The following is a 22,845-nucleotide window of genomic DNA, read 5'->3' on the forward strand; positions in this document are numbered from 1 at the left end:
CGAAAGCGCTCGACAGCCCGACCGAGCTCCGCCCCGCGCTTCACCGTGCTTCACCGCGCTTCACCGTGCTCGACAACGCCCGACAGTGCCCCGCCCGTGATGCCGACCGCCCACGAGGAGTGTTGCCGTCATGTCCGAAACCCCCGCTGTCTCACGCCGACTGCTCCTGGGCTCAGCCGTCGCCACCGGCGCGGTCGCGGCCGGGATGACCGCGTCCGCCCCGTCCGCGTCGGCGGCCGCGCCGGCGCCCCGACGCAGGCCCGGCCAGAAGTCGATGATCGGGGTGCCCTTCGGCGCCCACAGAACCGTGCGCGTCGGTGTCATCGGGCTCGGCAACCGGGGCGGCGGCATGATCACCGGCTGGGCGGCCGTCCCCGGCTGCACCGTGACCGCCGTCTGCGACATCCGCGCCGACCGTGCGAAGCGCGCCGCGGACCGCCTGGAGAGCAAGGGCAACCCACGCCCCGCCGAGTACGGCGGCTCCGCCGACTCCTACGCCCGGATGCTCCGGCGGGACGACATCGACCTGGTGTACATCGCCACACCGTGGGAGTTCCACTACGAACACGGCAGGGCGGCGCTGCTCAGCGGCAAGCACGCCCTGGTGGAGCTGCCCATCGCGACGGAACTGCGTCAGCTGTGGGACCTCGTCGACACCTCCGAGCGCACCCGCAGGCACCTGCTCCTGTCCGAGAACTGCAGCTACGGCCGCAACGAGCTGGCCATGCTCAGGGGAGCGCACGACGGCCTGTTCGGGGACATCACCAACGGCCACGGCGGCTACCTGCACGACCTGCGCGAACTCCTCTTCTCCGACACCTACTACACCGACTCCTGGCGGCGGCTCTGGCACACCCGCAGCACCGCCTCCTTCTACCCCATGCACGGGCTGGCCCCGATCGCGGCGGCCATGGACGTCAACCGCGGCGACCGCATGACCACGCTGCGCGCCACCGCGACCGCCCCGAAGGGACTGGCCGACTACCGCGCGCGCTTCGTGCCGAGGGACCACCCCTCCTGGAAAGAGACCTACATCAACGGCGACCTGGTCACCTGCATGATCGAAACGGAGAAGGGCAGGACGATCCGGGCGGAGCACGACGTGAGTTCGCCCCGGCCGTACAGCCGGATCAACACCCTCGCCGGCAGCCGCGGGATCGTCGAGGACTACGCGGGGCCCTCCCCGACCGGCGCCCGGATCTACGTCGAGCCGGACCACAGCGGCCACTCCTGGCGCGATTTCGAGGGCTACCGCAAGGAGTACGACCACTGGCTGTGGCAGAAGGTCGGCGACGACGCCGCGGGCAACGGCGGCCACGGCGGCATGGACTACGTACTGCAGTGGCGCACCGTCCAGCTGATGCGGGCGGGCCTGGTGCCGGACATCGACGTCTACGACTCGGCCGCCTGGTGTGCGCCCGTCCCCCTGAGCGTCACGTCGCTGGCCAGGGGCGGTCGCCCCGTCGAGATCCCCGACTTCACCCGCGGTGCCTGGCGTGAGCGCAGGCCCGGACTCGACTCGACGCCCACCGACATGCCGCCCGTCGGCTGACCACGAGAGGGACGGCACCGGTCACCCGGCCCGCCACGGCACCGCGAACAGCCGTGGCGGGACGTCCCGAGGTCGCGCGTCGACCGTATGCGGTGTCAACGCTCCCGCAACCGCCCCAGTTCCTCCAGCGTCCGGGACGCGGTACGGGCCAGCCCCGGCCGGTTGTGCACGAACCGGCGGGCGGCTCGCACCGGCTCCCGTCCCAGCCGGTAGGGGACACCGCCCGGCCCCGGGCGCACCACGGCGCCGGCGTGCACCCTCAGGTCACGCGTCTTGAACGACTCCTTGTAACGCGCCGGCCCGCTGCCCAGGTCGACCAGTTCGATCCCGTCGGCGGCGGCCGCCTCCAGCATCCGCGACAGCAGCAGGAGCCCGGGGGAGTACTTGCCGTAGGCGCGGTCGTACGCCGGGAACCACCAGGACAGGACCGTGGGTGAGCGCAGCCCGAAGTGGGCGGCCACGGGCCGGCCGGCGGCGTAGAGCACCGACAGCACCCCTCGGCACTCGGGGTCCTCGCTCCGGGCGAGCAGCTCCACCAGCCGGATGATCCACGCCTGCGCGAACCGGTCCCGTCGGCCCGTCCGCCGGTACTGGGCGGACTTCCACCGCATGAGCGCCCGCAACGCCCCGGGATCCGGCTCGTCGTACACGAAACGCACCTCGCCGACCTGACGGGCGAGTCTCCGCTCCTTGGCGAGGGTCTGCTTGAGGAAGCCCGGCGAGTTCCGGCGCAGGCGCTCCGTGTACCGCTCGAATCCGTCACCGAGGTCGACGACGGGGGAAGCCAGTTCCTCGGTCGCGTGGGGCAGGAACAGGTCCTGTCCGGCCTCGAGATTGTCGAACTCCCAGGACGAGAGGGCACAGGCCCGCAGCAGCGCGTGGGCGTCGAGACGGATGCCGTGGCGCAGGACCGCGCCCTGACTGTCCGACACTCCGAGCCCGATGGCCCGCCCGCGCCCGGCGAAGCCCCGCTCGTGCGGAAAGTACCCGACCGGGAACCCGTCCTCCCGTAGCACCGCGACTCCGGCCCGCGGCCTGACCAGCCCGACCGCCGCGGTGAACGCCGGGTCCAGAAAAGGATTCGCCGGGGCTCCGGAGGCGGCCCTGATCTCCCGCCAGATCTTCCGGTCGTCCGCGCCGAGCTCTTCCGGCCCGACCACGTCTATGCGCTTATCGGACATTCGCCTGCCTCCTGCGTCATCGGAACTCCGGACACACGAAGGCCTGCTGGACACCGCGTCACGGCGGGCGGTACTCAGGCCGCGCGGCGCAGGCCTTGTCGGTACTGCCGTTGCTCAGCACGAAACGTCTGCAACTCGGGCGCGCCTCGGGCACCCCCGCCCGCTTCCGGCCCGCCCGCTCCTGGCCCGCCCGCCGGTCCCGTCGGGCGAAGGTCCGTGTCGCCCTGCCACGCTGCACGGGCCGGCGCCGGGGCGCAGGCGGCGGCGCCGTCGTCGGCCCCGACCGCGTCCGCCGTCCTCGGCGACCGGACGGCGACATGGCGGAGTGCCGGCTCCCCTCCGCACGGGCCCGGCTCCCCGGCCTCTTCGACCGTCACCGTCACCTCTGCCGACACCCCCGCGGCGCCCCGGTCCGGACCCGGCTCCGCGGGCCCCGGCGGCCGAGCGGCTACGAGGTACAGCAGCGCCCATGCCGGCAGAACTGCCGCCGCTGCCCATCGACGCCGCACTGTCGCACTCCTGACCTGCGTCCCGGCCGGGGGCTGACATACGGGCCGACACTGGACCAGTCCCCCGAATTCGCCCAGTCGTGCCTCCAGTAGGCCCAGCGCGACCCGCCCAGTCAAGGCCGCGTGAGACGAACCGGTACGCCTGGCCGGGCTCGGGGGACGCAGTGCTCCGTTACCGCTTCGCACCGGGCGTCTACGGCGGGTGGACGACCGCCGGGGTCGCGCTACTGCGTCAGGACCGGCTCCGGGCCCATGACGACGACCGGCTCCTTGTCCGGGTCCAGGGCGTTGAGCAGCGCGCGCATGTGCTCCTCGCTCAAGGACACGCAGGCGTTGGTCGGCCCGTCGTGGTCCACGTGGATCCAGACGCCGCCGCCCTTGTCCTCACCCAGCGGGCGGGTCTTGTCCAGCGGGGTGGTGCCGGGCACCCGGTTGTAGTCGATGGCGATCACGTAGTCGAAGGAACCCTCCAGCGGCTCGCCGAGATGCCCGGTGCCCGACACGGCGAACTCGGGATCCTGGTCGTAGGGGAGCAGGGTCCCCGGGTCGGGCAGCCTGCCCCCGGCGTCACTGAGCCGGAAGACGCCGATAGGTGTGTGCAGGTCGCCCGCCTCGTGGTCGTCGGTCCAGCCGCGCAGACCGTTGTGGGCGGGCCAGGGACCGGCCACGGCGCGCCAGCCCTGTGCGGGGTACTGCTCGTAGAGCACCGCCTGCGCCTCGTACGAACTCTCCGTGGCGCCCGTGACCACCAGGGCCTGCCGGGAGGCGTCGGGGACCCGGGCCCGCGTCGTCGGTCCGAGCCCGGGAAGAGGGCGGGGGAAGGAGCGCGGGGGAGCGGGCTGCGGGGACGCCGGCTGTGACGCGGATCTGCCGGGCGTCCGCGCGTCCTGGGGGGAGGCCCCCGACTGCTGCTCGGCGCAGCCGGTCACCAGCACGCCGGTGCACATGACAGCGCCGATCACCAGGGCCAGCGCTTTCCTGACGGTCATATCGATCTCCGACTCCGTGTGTGGACTACTCATTGCTAGACCACTTACGGAACCGGGTCGTGCGGCCGCCTCGCCGTCTCCCCCGTTTGGCGCAGGGAAGCGAGGACGCGGCCGCTCCCGTGGATCACTGCGAGGCGGCCGCCCCGACAGCCCGCTCCTCGGCCTTCAGCCGCAGTGGAGGGCCTCCCGCGCGATCCGCGGCTGATGACCGGGATGTGACGTCGTTCCGGCACGCCGTCACAGGCCCCGGTTCGCAACATCGTTGCCGCTCACACCCCTTACTCACTGGTGGGGCTCGGGCATGCCGTGTAGCGTCAGCAGCAGATGTCGTGGTTCGCCCAGACCGCCCGCGCCGGAGTGCGGGCGGTTTGCTGTGCAATGCCGGAGGACCAGGACGACCACCTCCGGGTTCGCACGGTGCGGATCCGATATCGGCTGAAAGGCAAAGGCATGGCCAGCGGAACTGTCAAGTGGTTCAACTCTGAAAAGGGCTTCGGCTTCATCGCGCAGGACGGCGGCGGTCCCGACGTCTTCGCGCACTACTCCAACATCAACGCCCAGGGCTACCGCGAGCTGCAGGAAGGCCAGGCCGTCACCTTCGACATCACCCAGGGCCAGAAGGGCCCGCAGGCGGAGAACATCACCCCCGCCTGATCCGGGAGAGCGCCGAACACGGCACGGTGCCCGGGGAACGAGCGGTTTCCGGGGACCGTGCCCGTGTTTCCAACTACGCCCCGCGCGCCGCGGCCTTCAGTGAAGGTGCCGCAGGAAGTCGAGCAGCGCGGCCGTCAGCTCCGAGGGCGCGTCCTCCTGGACGAGATGGCCCGCGTGGGCGATCGGCTCCCATCGGGCGCCGGGGACGGCGGCGGCGAGTTCGCGTCCCTTGGCCACGGGAATCCACGCGTCGTCCTCGCCCCAGCAGATCAGCGTCGGGACCCCGATCCCGGAGTAACGGTCCTGGATCTCGTCGGTGTAGCGCTGGTCGGCCTGGGCGATCTGCCGGTAGAAGGCCGGCTGCCCCGAATCACCGAGCCAGGGCTCGACGAGCCGGTCCAGCACCGTGGGATGCAGCCCCGGGCCGCCGGTGGAAGCGACGTACTCACGGACGAGAGCCTGATGGAGCGCCGGCGGCAGCTCCTCGAAGACCTCCGCGTGGTCGCGGACCAGCCGGAAGAACGGCGACCCCCAGGGCGCCAGCGCGACCGGATCGACCAGGGCGAGGGCCCGGTAGCCGACGCCGTGCAGCAGGTGGGCCCGCAAGGCGACGGCGCCGCCGAAGTCGTGGGCGACCACGAGAGGATCCGCAAGGCCCCAGTGGCCCAGCAGCTCGGTGAAGACCCGGCCCTGGGCGGCCAGGGACACGTCCTGGCCCGCGGACTTCTCCGACATCCCGTAACCGGGCATGTCCCAGACGAACACCTGATGGTCACGCGCCAGCGAACGGGCCACCGCACGCCAGACGTACGAGGAGAACGGCGTGCCGTGCAGCAGGACCAGCGGTGGCCGGTCCGCTCCGCCCAGCCGGTTCCAGCGGACGGCCCCGGAACCGCTGGGGAACGTCTCGGGCAACGGCCATTCGGCCATGGGTACCGCTCCTCTCGGGCGAGTAGGTCGAGCAGGTCGAGTCGGGCGGGCGCCGGTGAGGAGCGGCGCACCGGCCCGATCCTTTCAGGGGCGACGGCGGACGGCATCACGCGGACCGAACCGTCCCGGCGATGCCGTCCGCCGTCGGGGCGTCACGGCTTGCGGGCGAGGCCGCCGTGTTCGCCGATGAGCTCCGGGGCCGCGGAGCCGGCTTCCGGACGCCAGCGGGTGACCGGGACGACCCCGGGGTCCACGAGCTCCAGGCCGTCGAAGAACGCCGTGATCTGGTCGACGGTGCGCAGGATGTAGGGCGCGGCGCCGCTCTCGTTGTAGGCGTCCTGGGCCCGGTCGAACTCCGGATCGATGCCCCGCGAGCCGTCGTTGACGGACAGGTAGCTGCCGGACGGAAGCGCGTCCATCAGCCGGGTGACGATGGAACGCGCCTGGTCGTAGTCCGCCACGTGCCCCAGGATGTTGCTGAGGATGAGGGCGACGGGCCGGTCGAAGTCCAGCGTCTTGGCGGCGTCCCTCAGGACGCTGTCGGGGTCGAGCACGTCGGAGTCGATGTAGGCGGTCGCGCCCTCGGGGGTGGAGTAGAGCAGCGCGCGGGCGTGGGCGAGGACCATCGGATCGTTGTCGACGTAGACGATCCGGGTCTCGGGGGCGATGCGCTGGGCGACCTCATGGGTGTTGTCGGCGGTCGGCAGACCGGTCCCGATGTCGAGGAACTGCCGGACACCCGCCTCGGCGACCAGGTACGTGATGTTGCGGCGCAGGAAGGCGCGGCTGCTGCGGGCGATGGTGACGATGCCGGGGAAGACGGCGGTGTACGCGTCGCCGGCCTCCTCGTCGACCGGGTAGTTGTCCTTCCCGCCCAGCCAGTAGTTCCAGATCCGGGCCGAGTGCGGCACCGAGGTGTCGATCTTCTGCTGCGCTGCGTGGCCGGGTGTCGTCACAGGGTCGCTCATGGGTACGGTCCGTCTTTCAGCCGAGGCGTGAGTGCTTCACCACAACCTACGTCGCAACGTCCTTTTCCTGTACACCGGTTCACTTCTCCATGGCCACCGCGGCCGTCCGCGGCCACCTTCGGTCACCTGCCGCGCCCCGTCCGGGCACGGTCGCGGGAGCCAGGGGGAAATCGGGGCGCGGAATGCCGGCGGTTGTGCCAGGGTGGCCGGTCGGTAAGCCGTCTCCCCTCCGGGGCTCGTCCCACTCGTGGCAGGAGTGTCCGATGACACCGTCTCGTCTGGTTCCGTTGCTGGAACAGTTCGACTGGGCGTGCGAGCGCCTCACCGGCCGTATGGCCGGGCCGGTCATGGACAGCGGGGACGGGTCGGAGACCGGGGTGATCCCCATGACGGACGAGGAGTACTTCTGGGAGCCGGTGCCGGGCTGCTGGTCGGTCCGGCGGCGGGCGGACGGCCCGGGACGGCACGCGACCTCTCTGTCCGGCGCCGGTGACTGGGGCCGGGACGCCGCCCCCCACCCGCACCCCTCACCGCCGCCCTTCACGACCCTCGCATGGCGGCTGAGCCACCTCAGCGAGATGCTCTTCCTGCGGGCCGATCACACGGCGGGCACCCACAAGCTCACCCGCGACGACTGTGCCGTCAGTGGAAGCGCGGCGGAAGCGGTCGCGGCCTTCGCCACGGGCGCCGCCGCCTGGCGGAACGCGCTGCTGAACATCGACGACGCCGCGCTGGACACCGTCGGCCGGTGCACGTACCCCCATGGCAGCGACGCCGAGGACCCCTTCATCGACATCGTCTGGTGGGTCAACCAGGAGGTACTGCACCACGGAGCCGAGATCGGCCTGTTGCGCGACCTGTACCGTGCGGGAAGGTCGTCCGGCCCGGCCAGGACCTAGAGGCGCGGCGCGCCCGTCACCGACATCACCAGTGAGTACAGGGACGTGGTGGCCGTGATGAACAGGCGGTTGTTCTTCGGGCCGCCGAAGGCGATGTTGGAGACCGGCTCCGGCACGCGCAGTCGGCCGATGAGGGTGCCGTCGGGGTCGTAGCAGTGGACGCCGTCGTCCAGCGCGGCGGCCCACAGGCGGCCCTCGTCGTCGAAGCGGATGTTGTCGAAGTGCACGTCCCCGCGGCCCTCGGCGAAGACCTTCCCGTCGGACAGCGTGCCGTCCTCGCGGACGTCGAACGCGTGGATCCGGGCGGCCCGCGAGTCGGAGACGAACAGCCGCTTCTCGTCCGGGGACAGGATGACGCCGTTGGGCCCGTCGAAGCCGTCGGCGGCGAGCCGCACGTCCCCCGACGCCGGGTCGATCCGGTACACGTTGCACGCGCCGATCTCGGACTCGGCGCGGTGGCCCTCGTAGTCGCTGGTGATGCCGAAGTCCGGGTCGGAGAACCAGACCGTGCCGTCGGAGCGTACGACGGAGTCGTTCGGGCTGTTGAGCCGCTTGCCGTCGTAGCGCTCGGCGAGGACGGTCACCGTCCCGTCGGGTTCGGTGCGGGTGACGCGGCGGTTGCCCTGTTCGCAGGTGACCAGGCGGCCCTGCCGGTCGAGGGTGTTTCCGTTGCTGTGTCCGGCCGGAGTGCGGAAGACGCCGACCGTGCCGGTGGCCTCGTCCCAGCGCAGGATGCGGTCGTTGGGGATGTCGCTCCAGACCAGCTGGCGCCAGGCGGGGAGGTACAGCGGGCCCTCGGCCCAGCGGCAGCCGTCGTGCAGGACCTCCAGTCTGCTGTCGCCGTTCGCGCAGCGTCCGGTGCGGAATCGGTCATCCAGGATCTCGTACGGGCCGTCGGTGGACATGGCGTCCTCTCAGCGGGGATGATCAGGATGTCATTCAACGTAACATGCACATCACCGAATCAGATACTGTTCGTGTATGAAGTCGGTAGATGAGATTGACCGTCGGCTGATCGCGTTGCTCCAGCGGAACGCCACCCGGCCGTACGCCGCTCTGGGCAAGGAGGTCGGCCTGTCGGCGGGCGCCGCCCACGAGCGCGTCCGCAAGCTGCGCGAGCAGGGCGTCATCAGGGCCACCACGGTCGACGTCGACCCCGAGGCCCTCGACCGTGGCGTCCTCGCCTTCGTGCTGGTCGACTCCACGGCGTGGATGGGGGACCGGGCCGAGGACTTCGCCGCCGTGCCGGAGATCCAGGAGGCGCACGTCATCGCCGGCAGCGCGGCCGTCCTGGTCAAGGTGCGCACGGCCACCACCGAGCGGCTCCAGGACGTACTGCGCCGCCTCTACGCGATCGACGGGGTCAGCGGGACCCAGGCGACGGTGGTCCTGGAGACGTTCTTCGAACGGCCGTTGGACGCCGGTTAGCGACCTGTGCGCGCCCGCTCACGGGGCCGCGCCGACGACGCGGAAAGCGCCCCGAGCCAGCCGGACAGAGCCGACTCGGCGTCGGCGAGGGGGAAACGGGCGCCGAGGTACCCGTCCGGACGGACGACGAAGCCCGTCGGGCCCTCAGGGCGGTAGAGCCGGGCGAACTCCCCTGCGGCGTCGTGGTATCCGCCGACGGCCAGGGCCTCCGGCGTGCTGGGCGATGCCTCGCGGGCGAGGACGGTGACGCCCCGCACGGTGGTCCCGGCCGCCGTGACCGCCGCGGCCAGGACGGCGGGGTCGGCCGCGTACAGCAGCGCCACGTGCCCCGGGTGGCCGCGCAGGACGTCCAGAAGACGCAAGGGATGTGCCGCCAAGGGGGCGGTCAGCCCGGCGCAGTCCGGAGCGCGGTCACCGGGCTGGGGCGCGTCGCCCGGCCCGCACGGCGGGCCCGCGAGCGGTCCGTCACGGTAGCCGACGAGCAACTGCGCCTCGCGCAGCATCAGCGTCCGCGGGTCGTCGGGGTCGGTCTCGATGCCGTGCGTCGCGTGCCGCACGGTCCGGCCCACGACCTCCTCGCCGACCGGGCGGCGCTCGGCGTCGTAGCTCGCGAGCAGGGCGGGGCCCGCCTCCCCCTTGGTCACGAGCGCGAGCTTCCAGGCCAGGTTGCAGGCGTCCTGGATGCCGGTGTTCATGCCCTGGGCGCCGGTGGGCGGGTGGATGTGGGCGGCGTCGCCCGCGACGAAGACGCGTCCGCCGGCGTAGCGGTCGACGATGCGGTGGCTGATACGGAAGACGGAGGACCACCGCAGGTTCGACAGGACGCCCGGCCGGGGCGAGAGGCGGTCGACGACCGCCTGGAGATGGGACAGCTCCGGCGCACGGCCGCCCTCCAGCCCGTGCGCGACACTGCCCGCCCCGGCGGTCCCCCGGTCACCGGCCCGCGTGGAGAGCTCGGGCGGGACCAGCATCGACATGCGGTAACGGCCCCTGCCGGGCAGCGGGACGCAGACCAGCAGGTCGTCCGTCGAACCGTCCTCGGCACGGTGACTGGAACGCACACCGTAACCGGGCGGCAGGTCCCAGTCGGCCTCGACGTCGCCCAGCATGTACTCCTCGGCGAAGGCCGCCCCCTCGAAACGGAGGCCCAGTGCCTTGCGGACGGTACTGTGCGCTCCGTCGCAGCCGACCAGGAAACCGGCCCGCAGCTCCTCCTGCGCGCCGTGCGCATCGCGCAGCCGGGCGGTGACGCCGTCCGGATCCTGCACGAACGACAGCAGCTCGGTGCCGCGTTCGACGACCGTCCCCAGCCCGGCGACGTACTCCTCCAGGAGGCGCTCGGTCTCGTACTGGGGCAGCGCGGCGAAGCCGTACGGCACCTCGGACGGCAGCACCAGGTCGATTCGCGCCCGCTCCCGGCCGTTGACGTGGATCAGCTGACCGCGCAGCACGGCGGCGGCCTCCAGCACGGCCGGTGCCAGGCCCATGCGGTCCCAGATCTCGAGAGTGCGTGGCTGGACACCGACGGCCTTCGCGTACGGGAGCCGGGCCGGCAGCCGGTCGACGATCCGGCAGCGCACTCCGCGCCGGCACAGTTCGGCGGCCGCGCTCAGACCGACCGGTCCGGCGCCCACGATCAGCACGTCGATCGTTCGGGTGTGCCCCACGGGTGCCTCCCAGTACCTGGCCCCGGATCAGCCCTGCCCCTCCATGGTCGCCCCGCGACGCGCGACCGGCGAGCCGGGGCCGCGCCCGGCAAGGTCGGGGAGCCTGCCTCTCTCTCCTCCCTCCCGGGAACAGGGTGTTCCGGTCAGCCGAGGGAGAAGGGAAGCCGTGCGGCCGGCTCGCCCAGTGCCGCCTGCTCCGCCTCGGTCGGAGCACGCCGGCCGGTGCCGATCAGCAACGCGTCCTTGTCGGTGAACGACGGGGGAAACGCCACACCGGCGATCTTCTCCAGCAGCTCGCGGGACCGGGCCAGTCCTTCGGCGGGCGGTTCCGCCGAGTCCGGAAGGTGGGCGATCAGGTCGAGGTGGTGCAGCGTCCATTCCAGGACGTACGCGGAGAGGTAGTCGCCCGCGGTGAGCACCTCGTCGCGGGTGCCGACCCGGCCCGCGGGATCCGCGAGTCCGGCGACGCGACCGGCGGCGGAACCCACGTCGTCGAGGTGGAACCTGAGCAGCCACGGCTCCTCGTACGCCGCGGCCAGACGCACGATCAGCGCGTCGAGAGGGTCGTCGCCGGTCGGGGCTTCGACGATGTCCCAGTAGGTCACCGCGTCCCGGGTCGGTTCCGTGGCGGCGGGGGTGGCGAGGGTGATCAGGACGTCCAGGGCGTCGATGATCAGGTGGCACACCAGGTCGCGTACGAGCCAGCCGGTGCAGCCGGACGGCCGCGCGAAGTCCTCGTCGGGGACTTCGGCGACCGCGGTGCGCAACGCCGTCCAGGAGCTGGAGAAGAGATCCACGGCCGCAAGCCAGCAGCGCCGACCGTCCGGCTGCGACCGACTTCACCCGAGATCGCGAAGCGGTACTCGGACCGCGGGGACCGGCCCGCCCCTCAGGCGTCGGCCGGCGTGGGTTCCTCCGGCGGGTCGCTAAGTTGCTCGCGGACATAGTTCCAGACCACCGCGATCAGCGCGGCGACCGGCACGGCGAGCAGACTGCCGACGATCCCGGCCAGGCTGCCACCGAGTGTCACCGCCAGCAGGATCACCGCCGCGTGCAGACCGAGTCCGCGGCTCTGGATGATGGGCTGGAACACGTTGCCCTCCAACTGCTGCACCACGACGATGATCGCCAGCACGATCAGCGCGTCCGTCAGGCCGTTCGACACCAGGGCGATGAGCACCGCGACGAAGCCCGCGAACAGGGCTCCCACGATGGGCACGAACGCGGACACGAACGTCAGCACCGCCAGGGGCAGTACGAGTGGCACGCCCAGGATCCACAGTCCGAGACCGATGAAGACGGCGTCGAGCAGCCCCACGAGTGCCTGCGAGCGGACGAAGGAACCCAGCGTCTCCCAGCTGCGCAGGGCGACGGCCGGGACGTCGGTGGCGAGCCGGCCGGGCAGCTGGCGGCCGAGCCACGGCAGGAACCGCGGCCCGTCCTTGAGGAAGAAGAACATCAGGAAGACGGCCAGCACCGCGGTGATGAGGCCGTTGACCACGGTGCTCAGGCCGGTGGCCACCGTGTTGACCACGCTGCCGATGCTCTCCTGGACGCGCGCCATCGCGGAGTCGAGCGCACTGGTGATCTGGCCGTCGTCGATGTTCAGCGGCGGCCCCGCGGCCCAGTCGCGCAGCCGGTCGATGCCTTCGACCACGCCGGCGGTCAACTCGTCGGTCTCGGAGGACATCGGCACCGCGATCAGCGCCACGATGCCCGTGACGGCCAGGAGGAACGCCACGGTCACCACCGCCGCGGCCAGCGCGGGACGCCACCCGTGCCGCCGCAGGAAACGGGCCGACGGCCAGGTCAACGTGGTCAGAAGCAGACCGACTATCAGCGGCCACACGACCGACCACATGCGGCCGAGGATCCACAGGGCCACCGCGAGCATGACAAGTATGAGCAGCAACTCGGCAGAGGTGCGCGCGGTGGTGCGGAGCGCGGCGCGGGTCCTCGCGGAACTCAATCTGGCAGACATGGGATCACCTTATGGCGACGCCTGTTGCCCTCCGCGCCCGAGTCCTACCTTCAAAGTCCTTCCCTCAAGGGCGGCAGCCGGTTCAGGGAACCTTGACCCAGTCGAGCGTGCGCTCCACCGCCGCCTTCCAGCCGGCGTACCCTTGCGCGCGCCGGTCCTCCGGCCACCGCGGTTCCCAGCGCCTGGACTCGTGCCAGTGAGTGCGCAGTTCATCGGTGTCCCGCCAGAACCCCGTGGCCAGTCCCGCCGCGTAGGCCGCGCCGAGCGCGGTGGTCTCCGCGACGACGGGACGGCTGACCGGTACGCCGAGGACGTCTGCCTGGATCTGCATGCAGAGGTCGTTGGCGGTCACACCCCCGTCGACCTTGAGCACGTCGAGGTGGACACCGGAGTCCTGTTCCATGGCCTCGACGACGTCGCGGCTCTGGTAGCAGATGGCTTCCAGGGTCGCCCGCGCCAGGTGCGCGTTGTCGTTGTACCGGGCGAGGCCGACGATCGCTCCCCGGGCGTCGGAACGCCAGTAGGGGGCGAACAGGCCCGAGAAGGCCGGGACGAAGTACATGCCGCCGTTGTCGTCGACGGTGCGGGCGAGTTCCTCGCTCTCCGCCGCCGTCTTGATGATCTTCATCTGGTCGCGCAGCCACTGCACCGCGGACCCTGTCACCGCGATAGAGCCCTCCAGCGCGTAGACCACCGGGCTGTCGCCGAACTGGTAGGCCACGGTGGTCAGGAGACCGTGCTGGGAGCGGACCAGTTCCGTGCCGGTGTTGAGCACCAGGAAATTGCCGGTGCCGTACGTGTTCTTGGCCTCGCCGGGCGCGAAGCAGACCTGCCCCACGGTGGCCGCCTGCTGGTCGCCGAGGACCCCGCCGATGGGTACGGCGGCGCGCAGCGGCCGGGAGGTCCGGGCCACACCGTAGGCCTCCGCGTGCGACGAGGGGTTGATGGTGGGGAGCATCGACCGGGGGATGCCGAAGAAGCCCAGCAGTTCGTCGTCCCAGTCGAGCGTCTCCAGGTCCATCAGCATGGTCCGGCTCGCGTTGGTCACGTCGGTGGCGTGGATGCCGCCGTCGGGACCGCCGGTCAGGTTCCACAGGACCCAGGCGTCCGTGTTGCCGAAGACGGCGTGGCCCGCTTCGGCCGCTTCGCGGACGCCGTCGACGTTCTCCAGGATCCACTGGATCTTTCCGGCGGAGAAGTAGGTCGCCGGCGGCAGTCCGGCCTTGCGGCGGATGACGTCGCCCCGGCCCGAACGGTCGAGGTTCGCGGCGATGGCGTCGGTTCGGGTGTCCTGCCACACGATGGCGTTGTAGTAGGGGCGGCCGTTGCGCCGGTCCCAGACCACCGTGGTCTCCCGCTGGTTGGTGATGCCGATGGCCGCCAGGTCGGTCCCCGAGAGACCGCTGTGGCGCAGCGCGTTCTGCATCACCGAGTTGGTGCGCTCCCAGATCTCCACCGGGTCGTGCTCCACCCACCCGGAGCGGGGGAGGATCTGCTCGTGCTCCAACTGGTGCTTCGCCACCTCGTTGCCGCCGTGGTCGAAGATCATGAATCGGGTACTGGTGGTCCCCTGGTCCACCGCGCCGATGAAGTCCGCCATGCTGTGCCGCCTCTCCGGCCGGTGTCAGTCCTCCGGCGCCGGTACGCGCCCCGTGGGCTCCGGCTCCGCCGCAGGCAGGAACCGGCCGATGAAAACCTTGTACAGACCCGCGCCGAGCACGCCACCGATCAGCGGGCCGACGATCGGCACCCAGAAGTAGAGGTTCCCGTACTGATCTCGCCATGCTCCGCCGTACCCGGTGAGGAAGCTGGCCAGCCGGGGGCCGAAGTCGCGGGCCGGGTTGATGGCGTAACCGGCGTTGGTGCCGAAGGCCATTCCGATCGCGACCACGACCAGGCCGATGACGAACGGGGCCAGGTTGGCGCCCGGCGGCGTGTTCAGCATGTCCGTGATGGCCATGATGAGCAGCAGCAGGATGGCGGTGCCGATGACCTGGTCGCGGAAGGCACCCCACTCGTGGACCGGGAGAGCGGTGTTGCCGTTGGCGGGCAGCGTGGAGAACACGGTCTGCGTCTTGATGGTGAGACCGGGGTCGGCCTTCGCCAGCGCTTCGGTGTAGTTCCAACGGACGAGGAGAGCGGCGACGAAGGCACCGGCCGTCTGGGCCAGCGCGTAGGGCGCCACCTTGCGCCACGGAAAACCCTTGAACACCGCGAGCGCGACGGTCACCGCGGGGTTGATGTGGGCGCCGCTCAGCCTCGCCGCCACGTAGACGCCCAGGGTGACACCGAGACCCCACGCCCAGGAGATGCTGTCGTGGTCCCCGAGGCCGCCTTCCGGATTCGTGAGGGCTCCGCCCGCGGCCACTTGGGCCACCACACCGCAGCCGAAGAGGATGAGGATCATCGTGCCGGCGAATTCGGCCGACAGTTCACCGATCAAGCCGGACCTTTTGAGCCGTGCGGCCATGGAAGCTCACCTTCCGCCGGCTGAACCGGCATCGACTGTCCGAGCCTCTCTTTCGTCAGATTAAAGTTGTGAGCGACAAGTCGCGCGTAAGGTACGGCCGTCTGTGGGAGCGTTCGCCGTCAGTCGGCGTGGTCCAGGGCCGGGGCGATCACGGCGAAGGCGCGGCCGGTCAGTTCGAGGGGGTCCTCGGCACCGCCGCTGTCGCTCCAGCGTCGGAGCACGGTGTTGAACGCGGTCAGTGCCATCCCGGCGGCCAGTTGCGGATAGAGGTCGGCGTCGGGGGCGAGCCCCGGGCGACGCGCCAGCTCCGCCGTCAGGTCGTCACGCCACTGCTCCTGACGCTCCAGGAAGCGTGCGTGCAGGGCGGGGGTGCGCAGGATCAGCTGCACCACCCGCAGTGCCCTGTCGGAGTGGTCGGCGCAGTCCGCGAGGGGAACCGAGACGGCGTTTCGCAACGCCGCGGAGGGCGGTTCCTCGCCCGGGCGGGCCGCCAGCTCCGTGCGTATGCCGGCGCCCATGTCGGTCAGGAACTGAACGACCACGTCCTCCTTGGACGCGAAGTACCGGAAGAACGTCCGCTTGGACACTCCGGCGGTGGTGGCGATCTCGTCGATGGTGACCGCGTCGAAACCCTTCGACGCCAGCAACTGCAGGGCTGCCTCGGTCAGTTCGTCCGAGACGAGTTGACGTTTGCGCTGGGCCAGGCTGACTTCGGGGCGAGTGCTCACCACCTCATGGTAACTCCATGCCCTCCATGGCACCAAGAGGCATATTGACACTTGGTGCCACGAGCGACAGTCTGTGTCGCATGACCCAGCAGCAGCATTGGACTGCAGAGCGGATTCCGGACCAGACCAAGCGGGTGTTCGTCGTCACCGGAGCCAACAGCGGCCTCGGCCTGGCGACCACCCGGGCGCTCGTCCGCAGGGGCGGGCATGTGATCCTCGCGGTACGCGACGAGGAGAAGGGCAGGCGGGCGGTCGCGGAGATCACCGCCGAGCAACCGGACGCCGGCCTCGAGGTACGCAGGCTCGACCTGGCCGATCTCGACTCGGTCCGATCCTTCGCGCGTCAGGTGCACGCCGATCTTCCACGGCTCGACGTGCTCGTCAACAACGCCGGCATCATGGCGCCGCCCCGACGCCTGAGCGCGCAGGGACACGAGATGCAGTTCGCCTGTAACCACCTCGGTCACTTCGCGCTCACCGGACTGCTGCTCGACCTGCTGGCGGACGGGGACGATCCCCGGGTGGTCACGACGACCTCGACCAACCACCGGCAGGGACGGCTCTTCCTCGACGACCTCGCCGGCGAACGCCACTACTCACCCATGGGCTTCTACAACCAGTCCAAGTTCGCCAACGCGGTCTTCGGACGGGAACTCCACCGACGGCTGTCCGAGGCAGGCAGCCCGGTACGCAGCCTGCTCGCGCATCCCGGCTACACCGCCACCAACCTGCAGACGAGTGAGCCGACCGGCATGGTGAAGATGCTGTTCGGGCGCATTCTCATCCCGCTCGCCCAGTCCCCGGAGCGGGGCGCGCTGCCGCAGTTGTACGCGGCGACCGACCCGAGTGCGCGCAGCGGCGAGTTCATCGGGCCGGACGGCCCGGCGGAGCTGCGCGGCGGACCGGCGCGGGTACGGCTGTCACCCGCGGCGGCGGACGCCGAGACCGGCCGACGCCTGTGGGAGTTGTCGGAGCGGCTGACCGATGTGCGCTTCCCGCTGCGGCCCGTGTCCGACTGAACTCGCCCTCGGCCTGAGTCAGAGGTGATCCGGACCGATGGGCAGCCGGCGCTTGTGGTCGGTCAGCCGGTAGCGGGTGACGATCTTCTCGAAGGCCTGCTCGTCGACCGGCTTGCCCTCCAGGAAGTCGTCGATGTTCTCGTACGTGACTCCGAGCGCCTCCTCGTCGGCCTTGCCGGGGTCGAGGGTCTCCAGGTCGGCCGTGGGGACCTTCCGTACCAGCTCGGCGGGCGCGCCCAGCGCGTCCGCGACGGCGCGCACGCGGCGCTTGGTCAGGCCGGTCAGCGGGACCAGGTCGGCGGCACCGTCACCGAACTTGGTGAAGAAGCCGGAGACGGCCTCGGCCGCGTGGTCGGTGCCGACGACCAGTCCGTCGTGCGCGCCGGCCACGGCGTACTGGGCGATCATGCGCTGCCTGGCCTTGACGTTGCCCTGCACGAAGTCCTGGTGCCGGGCGTCGCGGAAGGACACACCGCCGGCGACCAGCGCCGCGAGCGCGGCGTCGCTCGCCGGCTTGATGTCCACCGTCAGCACGTGGTCGGCCTTGATGAAGGAGAGCGCGAGCTGGGCATCGGGCTCGTCGGCCTGGACCCCGTGCGGCAGCCGCATCGCGTAGAAGCCCGCCTCGTGTCCCTCGGCCCGCGCCCGTTCGACGGCGAGCTGGCACAGCCGGCCCGCGGTGGTCGAGTCGACACCGCCGCTGATACCGAGTACGAGGGAGCGCAGACCGGTGGAGGTCAGCCGCTCGGCAAGGAAGGCCACCCGGCGTTCGATCTCCCGCTCGGCGTCGAAGGTCTCCGCGACCTCCAGTTCCCGGGCGATCTCCAGTTGCAGGGCGATGGACGCAGGCTCGCTCAATTCCGCTCCTCGTTCGATTCCCAGGGGGCTTCCCACTCACCCTACCCAGGAGGCGCACACCGGCTCCGGCCGGACCGTCCCGGGTCAGCGGCCCTTGCGTACCCTGGCCGCCGCGCGGGCTTCCGCGGCCTTGCGGGCCTCGGTGGTCTTGCGGGGCTCCTTCGCGGGGCGGCCCGAACGGGCGCCGAGGCCGCGGAAGGGAGCGTTGCCGCCGCTGGTCCGCGGCGCGGTCGGCGGGCGTTTCGCACCGGTGATGGTGGTCAGCTTCTGTTCGCCGGAGCGCACCGGGGTGACGGTCGGCCGGATTCCGGCCTCGGACATCATCCGGTTCACCTCGCGCCGCTCGTCGGGAGTGACCAGCGTGACCACGCTCCCGGACTGTCCGGCGCGTGCCGTACGCCCGCCGCGGTGCAGGTAGTCCTTGGCGTCGGCCGGCGGGTCGACATTGACGACGAGGTCGAGCGCGTCGACGTGGATGCCCCGCGCCGCGACGTTGGTGGCCACCAGCACGGTGACCTTGCCCTCCACGAACTGGGCGAGCGTGTGCGTGCGCTGCGGCTGGGACTTCCCGCTGTGCAGGGCGGCGGCCCGCACGCCGCTGGCCCGCAGGTGACGGGTGAACCGGTCGACCGCGGCCTTGGTGTCCAGGAACATCAGCACCCGGCCGTCGCGTGCGGCGATCTCGGTCGCGGTCGCGTACTTGTCGGCGGGGTGGATGGTCAGTACGTGGTGTTCCATCGTGGTGACCGAGGCCGACGCCGGGTCGACCGATGCGAGGACCGGGTCGTGCAGATGGCTCCGCACCAGCTGGTCGACGTCGCGGTCGAGCGTGGCGGAGAACAGCAGCCGCTGCCCGTCGGCGGGCACCTGGTCCAGGATTCCCGAGACCTGCGGCAGGAAGCCCAGGTCGCACATCTGGTCCGCCTCGTCCAGCACCGTGATCCGCACGTCGTTCAGGTGGCAGTCACGACGGGACACCAGGTCGGCCAGCCGTCCCGGCGTCGCGACGACCACCTCGGCGCCGCCGCGCAGCTGCGCCGCCTGCCGGTTGATCGCCAGCCCGCCGACCACCGTCGCCAGTCGCACGTTGAGCGCCTGCGCGTACGGGGTGAGCGCGTCGCTCACCTGCTGTGCGAGTTCCCGCGTCGACACCAGGACCAGCGCGAGCGGACGCTTCGATTCCGCCCGCCGGCCCGCGGTCCGGACGAGCAGGGCGAGGCCGAAAGCCAGCGTCTTGCCGGAGCCGGTCCGCGCGCGGCCGAGGACATCGCGGCCGGCCAGCGCGTCGGGCAGGGTCGCCGCCTGGATCGGGAAGGGTTTCGTCACCCCCAGGCCGGTCATCGTCTTCAGCAGTACAGGCGGAAGACCGAGCGCGTCGAAAGACGCGACCGCCGGCTGGTCCGCCGACTCCGCCGGCGCTGTCGGGTGCTGGGATTCGCCGGCCCGGGAGGCTCCGGTGGCCGACGACGGCTTCGCGTTCATGGGGGACCTTCCTGATCAGGCGCCCGGAACGCGACCGGGCCCGTACCCCTCGGTACGGACCCGGGCGCCTCAAAGCGTGGCCCCAGTTTACCAGCGGGCACCCGGAGGCCCGGAGGCCACACGGAACTGTCCCGTTTCGTCAACGGCGGTCGGTAGGGGGGCGAGGGGCTGGCGGCGCCCGCGGTCATCCCGAAGTCGACGGTGAGCGGTGACGCGCCGCTTGAACGCGGCGGTGGCTCCAGATGAGCAGGCCGAGCAGGATGAAGCCGGAGATGATCAGGCTCACCCCGGTGGCCCATCCGGAGTACGGCACCTGCGGGACGAGTCCCCACACCACGCCCGCACCGACGAGGAAGAGTCCCACCAGGACCGAGCCGGCGATACGCCATGGAGAGGAGACGCTCTCCTCGGCCGCACGCATCGCCTGTCCGCGGACCGGAGCGACGAACCGGTCCAGCGCCGGGACGGCACGCGACAGCAGGACCACCCCGGCGAACACGAGCAGCAGACCCGGCCCGGGCAGTACCAGCAGGGCGATGCCGATCACCACCAGCACGGCGCCGAGGGCGCCCAGGGCAGCCCGCCGGATCGATTCGACACTGCGCGCCATGTCGCCCCGCCTTCCCGCGGTCGGCAAGAACTCCGGTTCCCTTCGGCCTGCCCCACCTTAGGCAGGCGTCGTGGCGCAGGCGATTCCATCGGGCGTTGTTCACCGCTGCCGACCGATGGCTGAACAATCCGGCCCCGCACTGAACTGGACCCACGGTGCGGACGCCGGTCATGCGGAGTACGGGGCGGGCCGCGGCATGGAGAGAGGTCATCGCATGTACAAGAGGCAGAGCGTCGCCGTGGCGGCCGCCGCCGCGCTGATCGCCGTCGGCGGCTGCGGGGGCGGCGCGGACGAGAGCGCCGACGAGCCGGCCGAGCGATCGGCCGCACCCGCGCCGGCGCAGCCACCGTCCGAGGAGCTGGTGGAGTGGGTCGGCGGCATGTGCGCGTCGACGACCGCGCTCCGGGCCGTTCGGAAGGACAGCGCGGCGGACCTGGCGGAGATCCGGAAGCCGGACAAGAACGGCGCGTCCGCCGAGTTCCTCGCCGTCGGTTACCTCTCCCGCACCCCGACGGGGGTGGACGACGTGGAACGCGACCTGAAGGATCTGGGGCCGTCGGGCGTTCCCGCGGCCGACCGGCTGCGCGACGCCTGGCTGAAGAAGCTGAACGGCGTCGTGCCCGAACTCGACAAGCTGTCCCCGAGCGCGGCCTTCGACGACGCCGAGGGCAGTGCCGCGGAAGTCGACGGGCTCATCCAGTCGCTCACCCCGCCCGATCCGGACCTGCCGGCGCTGACCAGGAAGGACCCGCGGCTGGCGGCCGCGCACCAGCGCGCCGAGCAGTGCGCCCCCGGCTGGAAGCCCTCGGAGAGCCCGGCCACGCCCGCGCCCGCCTCCTCCGGTCCGCTGCCCGAAGCGGCGGACGGCAGGAACACCGGAGCCTGCTCGGACGGGGAGTGCGAGATCCTGGTGACGTCCGCGGTGGACATCACGGCGAACGGGCTCAACGTGCATGTCACCGCGGACGACGACTCCGTCACCTTCCGCACGGCCAACACCGTGATGCAGCTGGGCGGTTCGGGCGGCGTGGCCGAGTTCGGCGACGACCTCACCGTGACCGTCGTCGCGCAGAACGAGGACGGTTCCGTACTGAAATTCACTTCTCCCTGAGTCCGGACGGGCGGCAAGCTGCCGCTATGAATCACGCGGAGGTACTGCTCGTCGGAGGACGTGCCGGGGTCGGCAAGACGACGGTGGCATGGGAGGTTTCGGCGCTCCTGCGGGCCGTGCCGGTCTCCCACGCGGTCGTCGAGGGCGACTACTTGGGCCAGGTGCATCCGGCGCCGGAGGGAGATCCGCACCGCTCCAAGATCACCGAAAGCAACCTGACCGCCGTATGGGCGAACTACGCCCGGCTCGGCCACCGCCGTCTGATCTACACGAACACCGTGAGCGTGCTGCCCGAGGCGGCGGGCATGTTCGAGCGCGCCATGGGGGCGGACGTGCGGATCGTACGGGTCCTGCTCACCGCCTCCGACGCCACCGCGGGTGAACGGCTGGCGGGCCGCGAGCTCGGATCGGAACTGGATCACGAGCTGAAGGGCAGTATCCGCAAGGCGCGCCTCCTGGACGAGCGGGCGCCCGCGGACGTCCTCCGTGTGGCCACCGACGGGCGGTCGGTCGTGGACATCGCCCGTGAGGTGTTGACGGCCACGGGCTGGGCGGCCGCCGCGACGCCCACAGAAGACACATCTATTCAACTTTGACTAGAGTGTGCGCATGGTTGAGAAGACGATTCCGATCCTGCCGTGCCGTACCCTTCAGCCCGTTCTCGACTTCTACACCGCCCTCGGGTTCGAGGTGACGTTCCGGCAGCGGAGCCCCAATCCGTACGCGGTCGTGGAGCGCGGTGGCATCGAACTGCAGTTCTTCGGGCTGAGGCAGTACGAGCCGGCCGAGTCGGTCAGCACCTGTTACGTCCTGACCGATGACGTCGACGGACTGCATGCCGCGTTCCGGGCGGGGCTCAAGGCGGCGTACGGAAGGGTTCCCACGCGGGGGCTGCCGCGTATCGGGCAGCTCAAGGACATGTCGTACGGCGTGCGGCAGTTCCTCATGAGCGATCCGGGCGGCAACTGCGTCCGCGTCGGGCAGCCGACCGGCGAGGACCCGCGCCCTGGGCCCGCTCCCGAGGAGACCTTCGCCCGGGCCCTGCACCACGCTTCGCTTCTGGCGGACTCGAAGGAGGACCTCACGGGCGCCGCGAAGGTCATCGACCGGGTGCTTCGCCTACCGGGGGAGCGGCCCACGCCGGTGCAACTGTTCCGCCTCCTCGTGCTGCGGGCGGACGTCGCCGGGCGTCTCGGGGACGAAGAGACCGCGACGACCGCACTGGCCGGCGCCGCCGCGGTCCAACTCACCGCTGAAGAACGGGAATCGGTCCAGGACGATCTCAGGCGTCTCGAAGAGCTGCGTGACTGAGGTCTGCTCACGGCATGTATGCGGTATCCCGGGCGGTGGTCGGCATGACAAGCTGGGCTCCTGTTGTCCGAACCCAGGAGGTCACCATGACTGCAGAGTCTTCATCGCAAGCAGGTTCGGAGTCGGCTGACGTCGAGAGCCCTTCCGTGGCGCCCGACGAGAACGGCCAGTACGACCTGAAGGGCAAGTTCCGGGAGGCTCTGGAACGCAAACGCGGCAAGCAGGCGGAGGCCGCGGCCCTCGCCGCGCACACCGACGCGTCGAAGATCCGCGGCGCGCATGGTCCGGCTGCGAGCCAGCGGTCGTTCCGGCGCAAGAGCGGCGGCTGATCGCACAGCCGGCCGGAGAGGCCCGGCCGGCGTGACCGGGCCTCTCCGGCCCGGCACCCCCGCCCCCTCCCACAAAGACACCCCCCCCACCCCCGACCCCAAAAAATTTCACGCCCCCCCCCCTTTCCCCCGCTCCCCCCCCCCCTCCTCTTTTTTTTCTTCTTTTCTG

General features: G+C 71.1%; 23 protein-coding genes. 9 read left to right on the forward strand and 14 right to left on the reverse strand.

Annotated elements, in window-relative coordinates; genetic code table 11:
• Window positions 1-130 precede the first annotated feature (130 nt).
• Window positions 131-1,552, forward strand: a complete 1,422-nt coding sequence (locus tag ACFCZF_RS17695) for a Gfo/Idh/MocA family protein (protein ID WP_376672431.1) — start codon at window positions 131-133, stop codon at window positions 1,550-1,552.
• 95 nt (window positions 1,553-1,647) lie between these two features.
• Here the strand turns inward: ACFCZF_RS17695 and ACFCZF_RS17700 are convergent, their stop codons facing one another.
• Window positions 1,648-2,733 (reverse strand): GNAT family N-acetyltransferase, encoded by a 1,086-nt coding sequence (locus ACFCZF_RS17700; protein ID WP_376672432.1) that lies wholly within the window; start codon window positions 2,731-2,733, stop codon window positions 1,648-1,650.
• A 733-nt stretch (window positions 2,734-3,466) separates the two neighbouring features.
• Window positions 3,467-4,231, reverse strand: a complete 765-nt coding sequence (locus ACFCZF_RS17705; protein ID WP_375909248.1) for a L,D-transpeptidase family protein — start codon at window positions 4,229-4,231, stop codon at window positions 3,467-3,469.
• A gap of 450 nt (window positions 4,232-4,681) precedes the next feature.
• Between ACFCZF_RS17705 and ACFCZF_RS17710 the strand changes: the two genes are divergently transcribed.
• Complete coding sequence (locus ACFCZF_RS17710) at window positions 4,682-4,885, forward strand: cold-shock protein (protein WP_003978336.1); 204 nt, start codon at window positions 4,682-4,684, stop codon at window positions 4,883-4,885.
• Between the two features lie 96 nt (window positions 4,886-4,981).
• Here the strand turns inward: ACFCZF_RS17710 and ACFCZF_RS17715 are convergent, their stop codons facing one another.
• Both ACFCZF_RS17715 and ACFCZF_RS17720 read right to left on the reverse strand, forming a co-directional pair.
• Window positions 4,982-5,815: an alpha/beta fold hydrolase gene (locus ACFCZF_RS17715; protein ID WP_376672433.1), complete on the reverse strand. Its 834-nt coding sequence runs from the start codon at window positions 5,813-5,815 to the stop codon at window positions 4,982-4,984.
• Between the two features lie 152 nt (window positions 5,816-5,967).
• Window positions 5,968-6,783 carry an SAM-dependent methyltransferase gene (locus ACFCZF_RS17720; protein ID WP_376672434.1) on the reverse strand — a complete coding sequence of 272 codons (816 nt, stop codon included), beginning with the start codon at window positions 6,781-6,783 and terminating at the stop codon, window positions 5,968-5,970.
• A gap of 263 nt (window positions 6,784-7,046) precedes the next feature.
• Between ACFCZF_RS17720 and ACFCZF_RS17725 the strand changes: the two genes are divergently transcribed.
• A complete protein-coding gene (locus ACFCZF_RS17725) occupies window positions 7,047-7,682 on the forward strand; it encodes a DinB family protein (protein WP_376672435.1) in 636 nt (211 codons plus the stop codon).
• Here the strand turns inward: ACFCZF_RS17725 and ACFCZF_RS17730 are convergent.
• Window positions 7,679-8,587, reverse strand: coding sequence for an SMP-30/gluconolactonase/LRE family protein (locus ACFCZF_RS17730; RefSeq protein ID WP_376672436.1), 909 nt, complete (start codon window positions 8,585-8,587; stop codon window positions 7,679-7,681). The two genes, ACFCZF_RS17725 and ACFCZF_RS17730, sit on opposite strands and share 4 nt — an antisense overlap.
• 76 nt (window positions 8,588-8,663) lie before the next feature.
• On the opposite strand from ACFCZF_RS17730, the gene ACFCZF_RS17735 reads away from it, so the two are divergent.
• Window positions 8,664-9,110: an Lrp/AsnC family transcriptional regulator gene (locus ACFCZF_RS17735; RefSeq protein WP_121745305.1), complete on the forward strand. Its 447-nt coding sequence runs from the start codon at window positions 8,664-8,666 to the stop codon at window positions 9,108-9,110.
• Here the strand turns inward: ACFCZF_RS17735 and ACFCZF_RS17740 are convergent.
• The 6 genes from ACFCZF_RS17740 to ACFCZF_RS17765 all read right to left on the reverse strand — a co-directional run bounded on the left by ACFCZF_RS17740 (window position 9,107) and on the right by ACFCZF_RS17765 (window position 15,956).
• The gene (locus tag ACFCZF_RS17740) at window positions 9,107-10,777 is read right to left on the reverse strand and encodes an FAD-dependent monooxygenase (RefSeq protein WP_376672437.1); all 1,671 of its coding nucleotides are present in this window, start codon (window positions 10,775-10,777) and stop codon (window positions 9,107-9,109) included. The two genes, ACFCZF_RS17735 and ACFCZF_RS17740, sit on opposite strands and share 4 nt — an antisense overlap.
• 143 nt (window positions 10,778-10,920) lie before the next feature.
• Window positions 10,921-11,574, reverse strand: a complete 654-nt coding sequence (locus ACFCZF_RS17745) for a maleylpyruvate isomerase N-terminal domain-containing protein (RefSeq protein ID WP_376672438.1) — start codon at window positions 11,572-11,574, stop codon at window positions 10,921-10,923.
• A gap of 92 nt (window positions 11,575-11,666) precedes the next feature.
• Entirely contained in the window at window positions 11,667-12,758 is a 1,092-nt protein-coding gene (locus ACFCZF_RS17750; protein ID WP_376672439.1) for an AI-2E family transporter, read from the reverse strand.
• Window positions 12,759-12,840: 82 nt separating this feature from the next.
• Window positions 12,841-14,358, reverse strand: a complete 1,518-nt coding sequence (gene glpK / locus ACFCZF_RS17755) for a glycerol kinase GlpK (RefSeq protein WP_376672440.1) — start codon at window positions 14,356-14,358, stop codon at window positions 12,841-12,843.
• Window positions 14,359-14,382: 24 nt separating this feature from the next.
• A complete protein-coding gene (locus ACFCZF_RS17760) occupies window positions 14,383-15,228 on the reverse strand; it encodes an MIP/aquaporin family protein (protein WP_376672441.1) in 846 nt (281 codons plus the stop codon).
• 119 nt (window positions 15,229-15,347) lie between these two features.
• The gene (locus ACFCZF_RS17765) at window positions 15,348-15,956 is read right to left on the reverse strand and encodes a TetR family transcriptional regulator (protein WP_376672442.1); all 609 of its coding nucleotides are present in this window, start codon (window positions 15,954-15,956) and stop codon (window positions 15,348-15,350) included.
• Between the two features lie 80 nt (window positions 15,957-16,036).
• Between ACFCZF_RS17765 and ACFCZF_RS17770 the strand changes: the two genes are divergently transcribed.
• Window positions 16,037-16,975 (forward strand): oxidoreductase, encoded by a 939-nt coding sequence (locus ACFCZF_RS17770; protein ID WP_376672443.1) that lies wholly within the window; start codon window positions 16,037-16,039, stop codon window positions 16,973-16,975.
• Window positions 16,976-16,993: 18 nt separating this feature from the next.
• Here ACFCZF_RS17770 and nadE read toward each other — a convergent pair whose 3' ends face one another.
• The 3 genes from nadE to ACFCZF_RS17785 form a co-directional block, all read right to left on the reverse strand.
• A complete protein-coding gene (nadE, locus tag ACFCZF_RS17775) occupies window positions 16,994-17,833 on the reverse strand; it encodes an ammonia-dependent NAD(+) synthetase (RefSeq protein WP_376672444.1) in 840 nt (279 codons plus the stop codon).
• Window positions 17,834-17,917: 84 nt separating this feature from the next.
• On the reverse strand, window positions 17,918-19,315 hold the full coding sequence (locus ACFCZF_RS17780) for a DEAD/DEAH box helicase (RefSeq protein ID WP_376672445.1): 1,398 nt from the start codon (window positions 19,313-19,315) through the stop codon (window positions 17,918-17,920).
• Window positions 19,316-19,499: 184 nt separating this feature from the next.
• The gene (locus ACFCZF_RS17785; RefSeq protein WP_376672446.1) at window positions 19,500-19,925 is read right to left on the reverse strand and encodes a PGPGW domain-containing protein; all 426 of its coding nucleotides are present in this window, start codon (window positions 19,923-19,925) and stop codon (window positions 19,500-19,502) included.
• 214 nt (window positions 19,926-20,139) lie between these two features.
• Between ACFCZF_RS17785 and ACFCZF_RS17790 the strand changes: the two genes are divergently transcribed.
• From ACFCZF_RS17790 to ACFCZF_RS17805, 4 genes are all read left to right on the forward strand, one after another.
• Entirely contained in the window at window positions 20,140-21,036 is an 897-nt protein-coding gene (locus ACFCZF_RS17790) for a hypothetical protein (protein WP_376672447.1), read from the forward strand.
• A gap of 26 nt (window positions 21,037-21,062) precedes the next feature.
• The gene (locus tag ACFCZF_RS17795) at window positions 21,063-21,632 is read left to right on the forward strand and encodes an AAA family ATPase (protein WP_376672448.1); all 570 of its coding nucleotides are present in this window, start codon (window positions 21,063-21,065) and stop codon (window positions 21,630-21,632) included.
• A gap of 13 nt (window positions 21,633-21,645) precedes the next feature.
• Window positions 21,646-22,347 carry a bleomycin resistance protein gene (locus tag ACFCZF_RS17800; RefSeq protein ID WP_376672449.1) on the forward strand — a complete coding sequence of 234 codons (702 nt, stop codon included), beginning with the start codon at window positions 21,646-21,648 and terminating at the stop codon, window positions 22,345-22,347.
• An 86-nt stretch (window positions 22,348-22,433) separates the two neighbouring features.
• Entirely contained in the window at window positions 22,434-22,676 is a 243-nt protein-coding gene (locus tag ACFCZF_RS17805) for a DUF5302 domain-containing protein (RefSeq protein WP_375909208.1), read from the forward strand.
• Window positions 22,677-22,845: the final 169 nt, after the last annotated feature.

Origin of the sequence: Streptomyces sp. NPDC056296 (genome assembly GCF_042268605.1) — a bacterium.
Classification (GTDB): domain Bacteria; phylum Actinomycetota; class Actinomycetes; order Streptomycetales; family Streptomycetaceae; genus Streptomyces.

Bases quoted from the DNA above. Each gene is read 5' to 3' on its own strand.
- ACFCZF_RS17695 (WP_376672431.1), top strand. From the start codon at position 131: ATGTCCGAAACCCCCGCTGTCTCACGCCGACTGCTCCTGGGCTCAGCC.
- ACFCZF_RS17700 (WP_376672432.1), bottom strand. From the start codon at position 2,733: ATGTCCGATAAGCGCATAGACGTGGTCGGGCCGGAAGAGCTCGGCGCG.
- ACFCZF_RS17705 (WP_375909248.1), bottom strand. From the start codon at position 4,231: ATGACCGTCAGGAAAGCGCTGGCCCTGGTGATCGGCGCTGTCATGTGC.
- ACFCZF_RS17710 (WP_003978336.1), top strand. From the start codon at position 4,682: ATGGCCAGCGGAACTGTCAAGTGGTTCAACTCTGAAAAGGGCTTCGGC.
- ACFCZF_RS17715 (WP_376672433.1), bottom strand. From the start codon at position 5,815: ATGGCCGAATGGCCGTTGCCCGAGACGTTCCCCAGCGGTTCCGGGGCC.
- ACFCZF_RS17720 (WP_376672434.1), bottom strand. From the start codon at position 6,783: ATGAGCGACCCTGTGACGACACCCGGCCACGCAGCGCAGCAGAAGATC.
- ACFCZF_RS17725 (WP_376672435.1), top strand. From the start codon at position 7,047: ATGACACCGTCTCGTCTGGTTCCGTTGCTGGAACAGTTCGACTGGGCG.
- ACFCZF_RS17730 (WP_376672436.1), bottom strand. From the start codon at position 8,587: ATGTCCACCGACGGCCCGTACGAGATCCTGGATGACCGATTCCGCACC.
- ACFCZF_RS17735 (WP_121745305.1), top strand. From the start codon at position 8,664: ATGAAGTCGGTAGATGAGATTGACCGTCGGCTGATCGCGTTGCTCCAG.
- ACFCZF_RS17750 (WP_376672439.1), bottom strand. From the start codon at position 12,758: ATGTCTGCCAGATTGAGTTCCGCGAGGACCCGCGCCGCGCTCCGCACC.
- glpK (WP_376672440.1), bottom strand. From the start codon at position 14,358: ATGGCGGACTTCATCGGCGCGGTGGACCAGGGGACCACCAGTACCCGA.
- ACFCZF_RS17760 (WP_376672441.1), bottom strand. From the start codon at position 15,228: ATGGCCGCACGGCTCAAAAGGTCCGGCTTGATCGGTGAACTGTCGGCC.
- ACFCZF_RS17770 (WP_376672443.1), top strand. From the start codon at position 16,037: ATGACCCAGCAGCAGCATTGGACTGCAGAGCGGATTCCGGACCAGACC.
- ACFCZF_RS17780 (WP_376672445.1), bottom strand. From the start codon at position 19,315: ATGAACGCGAAGCCGTCGTCGGCCACCGGAGCCTCCCGGGCCGGCGAA.
- ACFCZF_RS17785 (WP_376672446.1), bottom strand. From the start codon at position 19,925: ATGGCGCGCAGTGTCGAATCGATCCGGCGGGCTGCCCTGGGCGCCCTC.
- ACFCZF_RS17790 (WP_376672447.1), top strand. From the start codon at position 20,140: ATGTACAAGAGGCAGAGCGTCGCCGTGGCGGCCGCCGCCGCGCTGATC.
- ACFCZF_RS17795 (WP_376672448.1), top strand. From the start codon at position 21,063: ATGAATCACGCGGAGGTACTGCTCGTCGGAGGACGTGCCGGGGTCGGC.
- ACFCZF_RS17800 (WP_376672449.1), top strand. From the start codon at position 21,646: ATGGTTGAGAAGACGATTCCGATCCTGCCGTGCCGTACCCTTCAGCCC.
- ACFCZF_RS17805 (WP_375909208.1), top strand. From the start codon at position 22,434: ATGACTGCAGAGTCTTCATCGCAAGCAGGTTCGGAGTCGGCTGACGTC.